Source organism: Daejeonella sp. (assembly GCF_030695525.1).
In the GTDB taxonomy this organism is placed as follows: domain Bacteria; phylum Bacteroidota; class Bacteroidia; order Sphingobacteriales; family Sphingobacteriaceae; genus Daejeonella.
The window spans coordinates 1-14,931 of the sequence record NZ_JAUYSS010000029.1 but is presented as its reverse complement, the minus strand read 5'-3'; the positions used below and the strand labels follow the sequence as shown (position 1 = coordinate 14,931).

Below are 14,931 nucleotides of genomic sequence, written 5' to 3'. Positions count from 1 at the left end.
TAAATGTGCATACAGGAGGTAAAAATATTAAAAGAAATGGTTTCAGAATTGCTTTTTAATTGCATCGAGCACATGCAAGCCAGAGTCTCCTCCTCTGATCCAGTTAATAGCTTTATCCCGGATAATTTGCTTTAATTTTTCATCCTGAATATAATTCACAGGCGATTTACCATCCATTCGGGCAAGCAGCATCAAACCAAGATGGGGCAGCAGATTACTAACCTGGCCTTTATAATTTGTAATGAAACCGCTTATCAGTTTAAGTAGCTCAGCAGGCTTATTCAAATGCCAGGCTTTTAACATCAGGTGACCCAGACAATAAGCAATATCAAATACCGGATTTCCCCAATGTGCCACTTCGTAATCGATCAGCACGATACTACCGATCTTCTCAACCAGCATATTTTTAGGAGAGAAATCTCCATGAACCAAACATGTCTTTTGTTCAGTCAATTCTTTTATCAAGCCATTGATCTCAGAAGAAAGCTTCGGATATTTACTAATTAAGAAACGGTGAAAAGGATCAACCCGAAGCTGAATGAAATATTTCTGATCACTAAACCCAAGCTTCACCTGCTCATCAATTTTATAACTCTGGCTATGAATCTGGCTGAGGATTTCGGCGGCACTTTTAGCAGTATCAACATTGAATATCCCATCCATTAACAATTCTTTCCAGGTATGAACTCCTTCTTCAGCACAGGTCATCAGGTAAATGTGATTGACATAATCGACATGCAGAATCTTAGGAATATTGCATTCAGGTATGACCAGCTCCAGTTGCTTCATCACCTCATGCTCACGATGGATTCGCTCTACATCCGAAAACCAGTCTGCCTTTACATCAAGTTTTTCGAGTGCTTGCTTAATCACCCAGCGGTCAAAATTCACACTGATCTTCCATACCCGGCATGATACACCCCCTGAAAGATGCTCTACCAGTGGATCATCATTCCCTGTTATAAGCCCTTCCTGATTAAGATATTTAATTACCTCTTCCTTACGATCAAGTATCATGTCAATGTGACTATTGGTTTCTTAAAATAAACCTGAATATTTTAACCGGATTCTACCAGTAAATTCCATACAATGCTGCAATTATCCCGATTATGAATAATGCACCAACGGCAAATCCCTGTGTCGTACGGAACATGCTGTTATCAACTTTCAAAGCATTTGGAATAATTCCATTTTTGTTTTCATAGATACTGATCAGATACATAACCAGTACGCAAATAATGAAAACAAATCCCATACGATCTATAAATGGAATCTCATAAATTCCTTCCGCATTCGCAACTGAAAATCCGGTAGAATACAGGAATTGCAGATCTACAAAGTTGGGCATGAATTTAAACAGTATTGAAAGCAGGAAGCCGCCAATGGTAGCAAATAATGCCGCATTGGAGGTGGCCTTTTTCCAGAAAAATCCAAGCAGGAACATCGCCAGAATCCCCGGAGAAACGAATCCTGTATATTCCTGAATGTACTGAAAACCTCCCTTTTTATCAATGCCAAGATAAGGTGCAATAACTACAGCCATGATCATGGAGATCACAATAACCCAACGCCCAACTTCTACCTGCTTCTTCTCATCCGCTACAGGATTTAATACTTTCTTATAAATATCGAGCGTAAAAATAGTGGCAATGCTATTGGCTTTACCGGCGAGTGAAGCTACCACAGCGGCGGTAAGGGCGGCAAAAGACAGACCCTTTAATCCAACAGGCAATAAATTCAATAATACAGGGTAGGCCCTGTCAGGCATAAGCTCTCCGTTCAGCATCATTTCATCCCTGAAAACATTCTCTTTATACAAAACATAGGCGGCAATACCCGGAAGAACCACGATTATAGGCATTAATAGTTTCAGGAAAGCTGCAAAAAGGATTCCGCTGCGGGCTGTTTGAAGATCCGCACCCAAAGCTCTCTGAGTAATGTATTGATTACAGCCCCAATAATTCAGATTGACTATCCACATCCCGCCAACAAGTACTGCAAGTCCGGGGAGATCAATAAAATAGGGGTCATCCTTTTCAAAGATCATCTGAAAATGATCTCCAGAATTTTCTGTAAGCAGGTTGAAGCCATTGATCGGCCCCTCTGATCCAAAATGCTGAGCCACCATATCCAGCGCAAGATAAGTAGTTACCAAACCGCCCAGCACCAGGAACACCACCTGAATTACATCGGTATAACCGATTACGTTCATCCCACCAAGGGTAATAATAATGGCAAACAAGGCCAGTCCGGCCATACACACAGCAAAATTAAGTCCTGAGATGCTACTGATCGCCAAAGCACCCAAAAAGAGGATAGAAGTTAAGTTAACCACCACATATAATAAAAGCCAAAAAACGGCCATTATCATTGCTACAGTTTCATTATATCTCGTTTTGAGAAACTGAGGCATGGTATAGATCTTATTCTTGAGATAGATCGGGATGAAAAATACCGCAACCACAATAAGAGTAACGGCTGCGAGCCATTCATAAGCTGCGATAGCAAGCCCCATGGTGAAGCCTGAGCCGCTCATTCCAATAAATTGTTCGGCAGATATATTTGAGGCGATCAGCGAAGCACCGATAGCCCACCAGGTTAAGGAGTCTTTGGCAAGGAAATAATCCTTTGAGTCTTCATGTTTCTTTCGCTTGTAAACGTACCATCCATAAATACTAACTATAATAAAATAAATAAAGAATACGATATAGTCAGGTGTTTGCATACGCTTAACAGATTGATAAAATAAACCTATTAAAAAAAATGGAATTTTAAGTTGTAAGTATTAAGTAATAAGTTGTAGGTAATGAGATTAATAAACTGTTAGCTCACCCCTCAAGTCAGTTTCCAGATATTCTGCGATTTTTTTATTGCTCTTATAATTACCCAACAGATACATTAATTTCGTTACTGCAGCTTCAAAGGTCATGTCATAACCGCTGACTACCCCCATTTCCCTGAGTTCCCTGCTGGTTTCATAACGTCCAAGTTCTACCGTACCAACCTTACACTGGGAAATATTCAAAATCAATTTGCCGCTCATAATAGCTTCCCGCAACAGATCCAGAAACCACTTCTGAGTGGATGTATTGCCTGATCCGAAAGTCTCCATAATCACTGCCTTACACTCTGCTGAAAGAGCAGCTTTAACAATTGCCGGACTTATGCCAGGATATAGTTTCAGAATTCCAATCGCGCTATCCAGCTTTGTATGAAATTTCACCGGTTCGGAATTTGGCTTAAGGATATAATTTCTGTTAAACTTCAGATAAACACCGGCTTCAGCAAGTATGGGGTAGTTTGGTGACCTGAAGGCTTCGAATTTTTCGGAATTATACTTGAAGGCGCGGTTTCCCCTGAATAATTTATAATCAAAGTAGATACAAACCTCGGGCACCATAGCCTTGCCCTTTCTTTTTTCGGCCGCAATCTCCAAAGCGGTAATCAGGTTTTCTTTCGCATCGGTACGAATTCCGTTCACAGGCAGTTGAGATCCGGTAAAAATTACAGGCTTATCCAGATTCTCGATCATGAAACTCAGGGCTGATGCAGTATAAGCCATGGTATCTGAACCATGCAAAATCACAAAACCATCGTACTGATCATAATCCCTTTGGATACGCAATGCAAGTTCTTTATAGATCTCCGGACTCATATTGGATGAATCGATCAGGGGATCAAAAGAGTGTACTGTCAACTTGTATTTGAGCCTCTTAAGTTCAGGTACATGATCGGTAATCTGCTCAAAATTAAATGGCACCAATACCCCGGTTTTAGGATCATTGATCATACCTATTGTACCTCCGGTATATATTATCAGAACATTGGTCATTGCGTTTTAATTGTTAGCTGGATTGTAAAGATAGAAAAAGAAGGTAAATGAAATCATTCCCTGAATTGGGTGTTATTACAATTCCATAACTAAATCCCAAAGACCTTTTCAGAGTTCCTGCTAGTTATTTCTGCAACTTTTTCAATCGGAATCTGCTTCAGATCGGCAAGCTTTTGAGCCACATAAACCAGATAACTACTTTCATTTGGTTTTCCACGGAACGGAACAGGTGTGAGGTATGGCGAATCAGTTTCAAGAACAAGGTGCTCTAAAGAAATAGACTGAATAACTTTATCCAAACCTGAATTCTTATAGGTAAGCACTCCACCAATGCCTAGATAAAACCCAAGCCCAATTACTTTTTCTGCCTGCGCCGCATCACCAGTAAAACAATGGAATATCCCCCTGAGTTTATCATCCTTTAATTCATCAAGGATCGCAAAGATCTCATCAAATGCATCACGGCAATGGATCACGATGGGAAGGCTCATTTGTTTTGCCCAGGCGATCTGAGTCCGAAAAGCCTCCTGTTGTATGCTTAAGCTAGTTTTATCCCAGTAAAGGTCGATTCCTATTTCACCAATGGCATAGATCTTTCTGATGTTTGCTTCTTTATAAATATGGGCTAATTCCTCCCTGAAACCTTCCTTCACATCACAGGGATGCAAACCCAGCATAGGGTAACAATTCTTCGGAAATTGTTCTGCCAGTCCGAAAACCAAGGGTATTGATTTGGAATCAACATTGGGCAAAAAGAGTCGGCTAACCTGATTATCCAGACTCCTTTGCATCAGTTCTGTCAGTTTTGCGGGATCTGTTTCGTAATATAAATGGGTATGGGTATCTGTCAGAATCATGCTGCAAATTAACAAAAAAGCCTTCAGGTAATCCCAAAGGCTTTAAATCTTATTTAATCAGGTGTTTAAGCTGAATGATTTCTTTTTCTTCGAGATATCTCCAGCGACCTCTTGGGAGGTCTTTTTTAGTCAACTGAGAATAGACAACACGGTCAAGTTTGACTACTTCATAGCCCAGGCTCTCGAAGATTCTCCGGACTACCCTGTTCTTACCACTATGGATTTGAATCCCAACTTCCTTTTTACTTCCTCCGGCAACATAACTAACTTGATCAGGTTTAATCAGGCCATCTTCAAGTTCAACCCCAAATTGGATTTTATTCAAATCACCTTGAGATAGACTTTTGTTCAATTCAACCTGATAAAGTTTTGTAATATTATTTCGGGGGTGGGATAATTTCTCAGCAAGATCCCCATCGTTGGTCATCAGTAATAATCCGGTTGTATTTCTATCAAGACGTCCTACCGGATAGATACGCTCACGTGAAGCTTTCTCAACCAGACTCATTACCGTTTTACGTTCCTGAGGATCATCTGTGGTAGTGATATAATCTTTAGGCTTGTTTAATAATACATAAACCATTTTCTCCCTTTTCAGGTTCTCTCCGTTGTAACGGATTAAATCCTTTGCAGGATCAACTTTAAATCCGAGCTCAGTAACTGGAACCCCGTTTACGGATACTACTCCCGCTGCGATCAGTTCATCGGCCTTTCTTCTGGAGCAAATACCGGCATTGGCAATAAAACGATTCAGACGGATTAGTCCGTCATCTTTTACTGGTGCAGGCTTTTTACTGCGCTTATTACCTAAATGCTCTTCTGAGCTCCACTTTCTATCATCAGTTCTGTATTTAGGACGTTCGAATGCGGTAGGCTCACTGGGCTGCCGCGATTTGAACGGCTTATCATTGAACCTTTTTACGGGTGCATTTTTGTCTGCATATTTATTATCGCGGGATTGGAACGGTTTTCTATCTGTATCCTTAGATCCTGAATAGGGTTTTCTATCTCCCTGGGGTTTTTCGGTAAAAGATCTTTTACCACTCTCGCTTCTATCTGAATATGGTCTTTTTTCAGTCTGAGATCTGTCAGAAAAAGGTTTTCTGTCTCCGGTCTGGGGTCTGTCGCCGAATGGCTTTTTATCGCCGAAAGGTTTCCTCTCTGAACGATCCGAAGCTGGGCGGCGGTCATCCGAGCGTCCGAAACTTTTCGGGCTTCTCTTTTCTGAGGAGAAGCTGGGACCAGATTTATCATCAGAACTCCTGAAACTACTTTTAAATGGCTTCTTTGGATCTTCAGAAAATAATTTCTTTTTTGTGTTGCTTGTACTTTCCTGACGGTCAGATTTGTAAGTGTTACTTTTCTGACCAGAGCCTGAAGCCGGTTTTGCAGGACGCTTAGACTTTTCGGATTTGTCGTCTCGACTGTTCCTTTTACTTTTGAATGGCATGATACGCTTTTTATCTCCTTAAAAGAGAACCACAAATGTAAGCAAAAATACGGAAACAGAGCTGATTATATATTGAAAATCAGACAGTAAAACAGAGCTAAAAATTGCTGTAAAAAATCCTCCATTTCAAGGGCAATTTCATAACTATTTGATAATTAGATATATATTATATACCTTTGACCAAAATATGCTTATTTGAAACTAAAAAAAGAGATAAAAATGATAAAGAAACACTTGATAACGTGTTCTGTGATGTTGGGCTTGCTGTTAACTGCCAAGATGTTTATATTTAATACCCCTGCTCCTTTTAATAATTACTTAAAAGCGATCCAGGAGGCTCAAAACGAAGAAATTTCGATAGAACCTTATTTCAATACACTGAGTTTCGCAAATGAAACCCTACCCTTAGGTGATCAGCGGATCAAGCTGAAAATGAATGCTAGTTTAAAGGCTCATTCTTATGAGGCCTTGCAGACTTCAAAACTTCACCGTCAGGCAGAAAAATGGTTCCCAATTATTGAACCAATATTAAAACAATACGGAATTCCTTCTGATTTTAAATACGTGCCTTTAGTTGAAAGCGGACTTCAGGGGGGAACTTCACCGAAAGGGGCATCAGGTTACTGGCAATTTATGCCACAAACTGCCAGGGATTTTGGTCTTAAGGTAAACGATGAACTTGATGAAAGGCAAAATATTCGTAAATCAAGTATTGCTGCTGCCAAATACATTAAATCTTTGTATCGTGAGTTTGATAGCTGGACATTGGCTGCCGCTGCCTATAATATTGGCGAGGGCAGTCTTAAACGCCAGATGCTTAAGCAAAGACAAGATAACTACTATAAAATGAAGCTCAACAGAGAAACAGCTTCTTATGTTTACAAACTGATTTCAATGAAGGAGATTATTGAAAACCCTATACGTTACGGATACAATAACAGAGCAAGCAGGCTTTTAGCTAATGCGAATGCAGAAAGTAAATCACTTTTTGATGCCAATGCAGGAAGGAAAAACACGTCTTATCCCCAAATTTTAAAGAACTAACCATAATAAACCAATCAGAGAGGGTCGGATTTATCCGGCCTTTTTCTGTTTAAAGACCCGATAGCAATCGGGTTGCGAAATCACTGACTTGCAAAATCACCTAGGAGAGCGGAAAGTTGATTTCGACAGTCACATGCTATGAAGGGCGAATGACGAATTTATCTTGCATGACGCTCAGGTAAATTCGTAAGTCATATCACAGCAGAAAAAATCGCATATTTGCATAAATTTTTGAGCGCATATTCAATTTATGAATAAATCTAATCCTGACCTTGGAGAGCAAAGTGAAGTTGAAGTTTTCGGTGCCAGGGTTCATAATTTAAAAAATATTGATGTTTCTTTCCCCCGGAATAAGCTGGTTGTAATAACCGGACTGAGTGGCAGCGGAAAATCATCGCTTGCTTTCGACACGATTTATGCCGAAGGACAGCGCCGATACATGGAAACTTTCAGCGCTTATTCCCGACAGTTTCTTGGAGGCATGGAGCGCCCCGATGTGGATAAAATCTCCGGATTAAGTCCGGTAATTGCAATTGAACAAAAAACCACGAGCAAAAATCCCCGCTCAACAGTAGGAACCATCACTGAAATCTATGATTTCATGCGTCTACTATTTGCCAGAACAGGTGAAGCCTATTCTTATGTCAGCGGCGAGAAAATGGAACGCATGACAGAGGATCAGATTCTGAAAAATATCCTTGAAAAATTTGAAGGTCAGGCAGTAAATATTCTGGCTCCTGTAGTAAAAGGCCGTAAGGGACATTACCGTGAGCTTTTTGAACAGATCCGCAAACAGGGCTATCTTAAAGTAAGGGTTGATGGTGAAATTCTGGATATCAGCCCTAAAATGCAGCTCGATCGTTATAAGATCCATGATATTGAGATGGTGATCGACAGGCTTATGGTCAGTTCAGACGATAAAAAAAGGCTTTATGACTCTATTCAATCAGCTTTAAAAGTTTCAAAAGGAATTATAAAAATCAGTGATAAGGAAAACAAGGAATTCTTCTACAGCAAATTCCTGATGGATCCAGTTTCAGGGATTTCCTATGATGAACCACAACCTAACACCTTTTCCTTTAATTCACCTTATGGAGCATGTGAGCGATGCAATGGCTTGGGTTATATATTTGAAGTCGACAGGCACTCCGTCATCCCGAATCCGAAATTAAGCATTATGCAGGGCGGACTGGCTCCGCTTGGCGAATACCGCGAGACCTGGGTTTTCCAGATATTAAAAGCACTCGCAAAAAAATATAATTTTTCCTTATCCACTCCGTTGGAAAAATTTCCGGAAGAAATTCTGGATATTATTTTAAATGGCTCACATGATATCATTACCGTACCGGTTGAATACAATAAATGGAACGTTCAGAATTATCAGATTTCGTTTGATGGAATCATCAAAATGCTGGAGGAGCAAACTGAGCGCCGAGGAGATGAGGTTGGCGCAGACCTGGAAAATTACAGGGTACTGAAAACCTGTCCTGAATGTCATGGTGCACGACTTAAAAAAGAGTCACTTCACATCAAGGTAAATGAAAAGAATATTTATGAGCTGGCCTGTATGGATATTTCACAGCTTTTTGAATGGTTTGACAATCTGGAATCCCGATTGAATGAACGCCAGAATACCATTGCCCGTGAAATATTAAAGGAGATTCGTTCAAGAATAGGTTTCCTATTAGATGTCGGATTAAATTACCTGACGCTGGATCGTACTGCCAAAACATTATCAGGCGGTGAGGCACAGCGCATCCGACTGGCTACCCAGATCGGATCACAATTGGTGAATGTTCTTTATATTCTTGATGAACCCAGTATTGGTTTACACCAACGTGATAATGCACGCCTGATTTCAGCATTAAAAAACCTGAGGGATATAGGTAATACCGTTCTGGTCGTTGAACATGATAAAGACATGATCATGCATGCCGACCATGTTATTGATATGGGACCGGCAGCTGGAGAACATGGAGGGGAAGTTGTTGGCGAGGGAAGTCCGGAAAATTTCTCAAAAGCTAAAACTCTAACAAATGATTACCTCAGCGGGAGAAAAGAGATTGCTATACCGGCCGAACGAAGAAAGGGAAATGGAAAATCTCTGTTCATCAGGAATGCCAGTGGTAATAACCTGAAAGATGTTTCTGTCGAATTTCCACTTGGAAAACTAATTTGTGTGAGCGGGGTTTCTGGCAGCGGAAAATCAACATTAATTGCAGAAACACTCTATCCAATCCTTAATCATCATTTTTTCAGGGCAAAGAAAAAACCAATGCCCTATAAAAAGATTGAAGGCCTTGAGCATATTGATAAGGTAATTGAGATCGATCAAACACCTATCGGACGTACTCCAAGATCTAATCCATCAACCTATACCGGTGTATTTTCAGACATACGAAACCTGTATGTGATGCTTCCGGAAGCTAAGATAAGAGGCTATAAACCGGGTCGTTTTTCTTTCAACGTAAAGGGCGGACGCTGCGAAACCTGTCAGGGTGCCGGCATGAAGCTGATTGAAATGAATTTTCTGCCTGATGTTCAGGTGCCTTGTGAGGAATGTAATGGCAAACGCTATAACCGTGAAACGCTAGAAGTTCGATACAGGGGCAAATCAATCAGCGATGTGCTGGATATGAGTATTGAGGATGCAGTTGCTTTTTTTGAACCGATTCCGGCTATCTATCGCAAAATCAAAACATTACAGGAAGTCGGACTGGGATATATCCGCCTTGGTCAATCTTCCACTACCTTATCGGGGGGAGAAGCACAACGTGTTAAATTAGCAACCGAACTTTCCAAAAAAGATACAGGAAATACATTTTACATTCTGGATGAGCCTACAACAGGTCTCCATTTTGAAGATATCAATGTGCTCCTGGGTGTATTGAACCGCCTGGTTGATCATGGAAATACTATTCTGGTTATTGAACACAATCTGGATGTAATTAAAGTAGCCGACTGGGTAATCGATCTCGGACCGGAGGGTGGTTCAGGAGGTGGACTAATTCTGTTTGAAGGTAGTCCTGAAGATTTGATCAAAGTAAAGAATAGCCATACAGGGCAATTTCTTGCCTTAGAGATGGCAGCTGCTAAATAGCCCGTCATTAACGACCCGTTATTTCCGAGTGGTAAAATTTAAGAACTCTGGAAGAGCAATGACAAACGTTTTGTCCGCGAATTATTAAACTTTCACAATTGCGAGGAGGACCTGTCATTGCGAGCGCAGCGAAGCAATCTCATCAATAAGATTACTAAATGTCATAAGATTGCTTCGTCGTGCCTCGCAATGACATAGTATTGAGTATAAAGCTGAGTTATAATTTCCCTGTGGTCGGTGTTATCACCGACCACTTGAAATTCCATTTCCAGGAACTTCTCATAAAATACCACCTCCTTTTCCTAAATTTATACATGCTCCAATTACTTACATCTCCCCAAATCCGCGAAGCGGATGCCTATACGATTAAAAACAAACCCATCAGCTCAATTGATCTGATGGAATCAGCTTCGGTGGCATTTGTTAAAGTCTTTATGGAGGAAGTACCAGACAGGGATACCCTGATCAGTATTTATTGCGGAACAGGAAATAACGGAGGCGATGGATTAGCCATTGCACGCCTCTTAAAAGAAAAAGGCTATGATCGTATTTCGGTAAAAATCGTACGATTCAGTCCGAATGAAAGTCCCGATTTTAAAGTAAACCTGGATCGTCTGAAATTAACAGGAATACCTCTTTCTGAACTATCAAATGCCACTAATCTTCCTACAGAAAATGCTTCAGTTATTATTGATGCATTAATTGGCTCAGGGCTCAATAAAGCTTTGGAAGGTGACCTTAAGACGCTTATAAATCATCTCAATAAATTAAAGAAAAATAAAATTGCAGTTGATGTTCCCACTGGCTTCCCAGCAGAGGGAATAATTGACCCGGGCGCCACAATACTGAAAGCAACACTGACCATCACATTCCAGCGCCCAAAGATCAATTTCTTCTTTCCTGAATCAGTAAATGCTACTGAACGCTTTATTGTAGCGGACATTGGCCTGGATGAGGCCTATATTCAATCCCTGCCTGGTCCATGGAAACTCATTGAAGAAAAAGACCTGATAGGATTGATCAAAACCCGAAAACCATTCAGTCATAAAGGCAGCTATGGCCATGCACTCATAATTGCAGGTAATACCAAAACAATGGGAGCTGCGCTGCTCTGCGCAGATGCCTGCCTGCATTCCGGGGCTGGATTAACTACCGCCTGTATCCCTGAAAATGGCATGTCGGCTTTAAATGCCTATGCGCCCGAAGTGATGACCCTGCAAAGAACAGAATTGAAATCTGAAGTAAATTCCGGCAAATTTAATTCCATAGCCATTGGGCCCGGATTAGGAACGAATCGGGGCGAAATAGAACTTGTAAAACAGGCTTTGGAGTTTAAAATTCCAATGCTTATTGATGCAGATGCTTTGAATATTCTTGCAGCGAATCCTGAACTACTGCATAAATTACCGGAGCAGACTATTCTTTGTCCGCATATGAAAGAGTTTGACCGTTTGTTTGGCACTTCATCAACCTGGTGGGATCGGGTAGCATTAGCAGAAAAAAAAGCGAAAGAACTAAACCTGATCATCCTTTTAAAAAACCAATACACCTTTATTGCCTTGCCTGAGGGCGATATCCTGATCAATCCTACGGGTAACCCGGCTATGGCTGTTGGTGGAATGGGAGATGTATTAAGCGGGATGATCGCGGCATTCTTAGCACAGGGATATAACGCAAAAGAATCGGCAATACTGGCTACTTATATCCATGGAAAAACCGGTGATGTATTAAATCAGGAAATGGGAATGTATAGTATTCCGCCCGGGGAACTTACACTCTTGCTGCCAGAAATGATTCAGGGTTTCTGTGAGGCTTATTAGAGTTAAATCGCGACTGTTCTTTGCTTAGAACTCAAAAAGATGCTTTTCAGCATGGTATGAAGAGCGCACCAGCGGGCCGCTTTCTATGTATTTGAAACCCATCTCAAGTCCGCGAACTTTGTATTTCGCAAATTGTTCTGGAGTGATCCAGTCTACAACAGGATGATGATTTCTGCTCGGCTGAAGGTATTGACCAAGGGTAAGAATATGTACTCCGGCTTCCAAAAGGTCGGCCATAGCTTCATAAACATCTTCTTCAGTTTCTCCCAAACCAAGCATAATGCCTGATTTAGTCCGTAAGCCTGCTGCATTGATTCTGCGAAGACATTCTAAACTGCGATCATATTTAGCCTGAATTCTAACCTCTTTTGTTAAGCGGCGAACTGTTTCCAGATTATGTGAAACTACTTCTGGTCTTGTTAAAAGTACTCTGTCCAGATTTTCCCAGATCCCTCTAAAATCAGGTATCAGGGTTTCAAGGGTAGTTTCAGGGCTCTCTTTACGAATTGTATTAATGGTTTCGGCCCAAATTGTTGAACCTCCATCCTTAAGGTCATCACGATCTACTGAAGTGATCACACAATGCTTTACCTGCATCAAGCGGACCGAATTGGCCACGCGATTTGGCTCATCTGTATCCACGGCCAGAGGCCTCCCTGTTGCAACTGCACAAAAAGAGCAGGAACGGGTACAGATATTTCCCAGAATCATAAAAGTAGCCGTCCCGGCACCCCAGCATTCACCCATATTAGGGCAATTTCCGCTTTCGCAAATAGTATGAAGTTTATGGGTATCTACTAAACCTCTTACATGTGCATACTCCTTCCCAACCGGAAGCTTTACACGCAACCAATCAGGTTTGCGCTGCATTTGATTTACTGGAATAACCGGTAGTTCGATCATGATGCAAAAGTAAAGAATTTTAACAAGAATTGTGGCAGGATGGACCAGATCCGATTTTTTGACAATAACCTGTATTTAAACCGGATGCTATCCAATCTTTTACAGCGATAATCAACAATTTATTTATTTTTGGGCATAAGAATCCGCAAAATGGCAACTATAGAAACTACTTACCAGGGAGACCTGAGAACCCAGGCAAAACATGTTTATTCGGGCAACACGATCATTACTGATGCACCACTCGATAATCAGGGTAAGGCAGAAGCATTTTCACCAACAGACCTGATGTCTGCTTCTTTGGGAAGTTGTATGTTCACCATTATGGGAATTGCCGCAACAGAGCATGGGATTAATATTGATGGCAGCACATGTTCAATCACCAAGATCATGGCAGCAGATCCGAGAAGGGTAAGTGAAATACAAATAACTTTCAATTTCCCTGAAATAATTTATACCGAAAAACAACGGGCAATCCTGGAAAGATCAGCAAGAAACTGTCCTGTTGCAAAGAGTCTGCACCCGGATCTGATTCAGAATATTGTCTTTAATTTTAAAGATTAAACGAATTCAGCTTTCAGCTTTAACCTTTGGGCTTTTAGCTTGTAATAGGCTATCAGCTTAAATGATCTGTTCTGCTAAATCTTCTGCAGATATCTCGCTATGCGAGGTTTCATAGATACATTCACCCCCTTTGATCAGTAGAAGCTGCGGAGATTCATGATGCACATTAAATGTATTCGCAATAGCATTTGAAATATCCCTGTGACTGATCAGATCGAGATAATACAATGGAGTTCCTTCAGGAATTTCACTCCAATCGTGTTCAAACCTCCTTTTCGCCATCATGCTGACCGAGCAACGGGTACTATGCTTAAATATTACGCTGTAACCTTCGGCATTAATGATATTCTGTAGTTGTTCCTGACTATTTAGATCGATCCATTTCATGATTGAAAATACTATTTTGATTGGCCTGCAAAAATACCACAAAATCGCGGACAAGCCGTCAGCATCGGGTCAAATTGAAGATTTCAGGAAAAAGAAGGATTAGCGCCTTGATTTAGGATAGGTACCATAAGCCGGGCATAGTCTGGAAGAACATGCCTGTAATACAGTTGTGGCTATAAATAAGGCTATTACACCTATAATTACTCTTTTCATGCTTTAGGTTTTTTAAAATTATTGAATTTAATTCAATAATCAAACAAAATATTTACAGAGTGGCATTGGCCTGAACCTCTGCCATCATAATTGCAGTAACTGCTGCCTCTTCACCCTTATTCCCATGCTTTCCGCCGGCTCTATCCTTCGCCTGCTGCTGATTATCTGTCGTTAATACGCCAAATATCACAGGTTTGTTGTGTTTAATTGAAATATTTACAAGCCCGTTTGCCACAGCATTACAAATAAAGGTAAAGTGTGGAGTTTCACCTTGTATCACACAACCTAAACATATTACCGCATCCAGTTTTTTTGAAGAAAGCAAAATATCAGCGCCGCTGCATAATTCGAAACTTCCCGGAACCTGAACCGTAGTAATATTTTCTTCAATCACGCCGTTTTTTAACAGTGAGGAACACGCGCCATTATATAAGGCACCTGTAATCTCTGCATTCCATTGTGCGACCACAATACCAATCCGATAATCTTTACCGGTGGGTATCTCTATATGTGAAAAATCCGACAGATTTTTTAATATGCTGGCCATGCTTCTAAATAATAAATGGCTGTTACCTGTAATATACGGTAACAACCATTATAAATGTTTTTAATTATAATCTTGCTTCAGCCCTTGCAATAAAGGCATCCACTGAGGCTGCTTCAACACTTTCCGGATAATCAGTTTTGATTTTCTTGTAAGTATCCAGTGCAGATTTTAATTCCTTTTTCTCTTCATAAACCAAACCTAACTTTTTAAGAAAAAG

At 40.7% G+C, this 14,931-nt stretch carries 12 protein-coding genes; 4 read left to right on the top strand and 8 right to left on the bottom strand.

Annotation, left to right across the window (positions count from 1 at the left end):
- Positions 1-42: 42 nt before the first annotated feature.
- From Q8S11_RS06520 to Q8S11_RS06500, 5 genes are all read right to left on the bottom strand, one after another.
- Positions 43-1,017, bottom strand: coding sequence for a phosphotransferase family protein (locus Q8S11_RS06520; protein WP_305661276.1), 975 nt, complete (start codon positions 1,015-1,017; stop codon positions 43-45).
- Between the two features lie 52 nt (positions 1,018-1,069).
- On the bottom strand, positions 1,070-2,725 hold the full coding sequence (locus tag Q8S11_RS06515; protein ID WP_305661275.1) for a sodium/sugar symporter: 1,656 nt from the start codon (positions 2,723-2,725) through the stop codon (positions 1,070-1,072).
- A gap of 87 nt (positions 2,726-2,812) precedes the next feature.
- The gene (locus tag Q8S11_RS06510) at positions 2,813-3,832 is read right to left on the bottom strand and encodes an asparaginase (protein WP_305661274.1); all 1,020 of its coding nucleotides are present in this window, start codon (positions 3,830-3,832) and stop codon (positions 2,813-2,815) included.
- Between the two features lie 89 nt (positions 3,833-3,921).
- Entirely contained in the window at positions 3,922-4,689 is a 768-nt protein-coding gene (locus Q8S11_RS06505) for a TatD family hydrolase (RefSeq protein ID WP_305661273.1), read from the bottom strand.
- A gap of 49 nt (positions 4,690-4,738) precedes the next feature.
- Complete coding sequence (locus Q8S11_RS06500; protein WP_305661272.1) at positions 4,739-6,139, bottom strand: pseudouridine synthase; 1,401 nt, start codon at positions 6,137-6,139, stop codon at positions 4,739-4,741.
- A gap of 219 nt (positions 6,140-6,358) precedes the next feature.
- Between Q8S11_RS06500 and Q8S11_RS06495 the strand changes: the two genes are divergently transcribed.
- The 3 genes from Q8S11_RS06495 (at position 6,359) to Q8S11_RS06485 (ending at position 12,103) form a co-directional block, all read left to right on the top strand.
- Positions 6,359-7,183, top strand: coding sequence for a lytic transglycosylase domain-containing protein (locus Q8S11_RS06495; protein WP_305661271.1), 825 nt, complete (start codon positions 6,359-6,361; stop codon positions 7,181-7,183).
- 250 nt (positions 7,184-7,433) lie between these two features.
- Positions 7,434-10,283 carry an excinuclease ABC subunit UvrA gene (gene uvrA, locus Q8S11_RS06490; RefSeq protein ID WP_305661270.1) on the top strand — a complete coding sequence of 950 codons (2,850 nt, stop codon included), beginning with the start codon at positions 7,434-7,436 and terminating at the stop codon, positions 10,281-10,283.
- A 314-nt stretch (positions 10,284-10,597) separates the two neighbouring features.
- A complete protein-coding gene (locus Q8S11_RS06485) occupies positions 10,598-12,103 on the top strand; it encodes an NAD(P)H-hydrate dehydratase (RefSeq protein ID WP_305661269.1) in 1,506 nt (501 codons plus the stop codon).
- 24 nt (positions 12,104-12,127) lie between these two features.
- Here Q8S11_RS06485 and lipA read toward each other — a convergent pair whose 3' ends face one another.
- Positions 12,128-13,006 (bottom strand): lipoyl synthase, encoded by an 879-nt coding sequence (lipA, locus tag Q8S11_RS06480; RefSeq protein WP_305661268.1) that lies wholly within the window; start codon positions 13,004-13,006, stop codon positions 12,128-12,130.
- 150 nt (positions 13,007-13,156) lie between these two features.
- Between lipA and Q8S11_RS06475 the strand changes: the two genes are divergently transcribed.
- On the top strand, positions 13,157-13,567 hold the full coding sequence (locus Q8S11_RS06475) for an OsmC family protein (RefSeq protein WP_305661267.1): 411 nt from the start codon (positions 13,157-13,159) through the stop codon (positions 13,565-13,567).
- Between the two features lie 57 nt (positions 13,568-13,624).
- Here the strand turns inward: Q8S11_RS06475 and ytxJ are convergent, their stop codons facing one another.
- Together ytxJ and ribH are read right to left on the bottom strand one after the other, a co-directional pair.
- Complete coding sequence (gene ytxJ, locus Q8S11_RS06470) at positions 13,625-13,954, bottom strand: bacillithiol system redox-active protein YtxJ (RefSeq protein WP_305661266.1); 330 nt, start codon at positions 13,952-13,954, stop codon at positions 13,625-13,627.
- 265 nt (positions 13,955-14,219) lie between these two features.
- Positions 14,220-14,714, bottom strand: a complete 495-nt coding sequence (ribH, locus tag Q8S11_RS06465) for a 6,7-dimethyl-8-ribityllumazine synthase (protein ID WP_305661265.1) — start codon at positions 14,712-14,714, stop codon at positions 14,220-14,222.
- Positions 14,715-14,931: the final 217 nt, after the last annotated feature.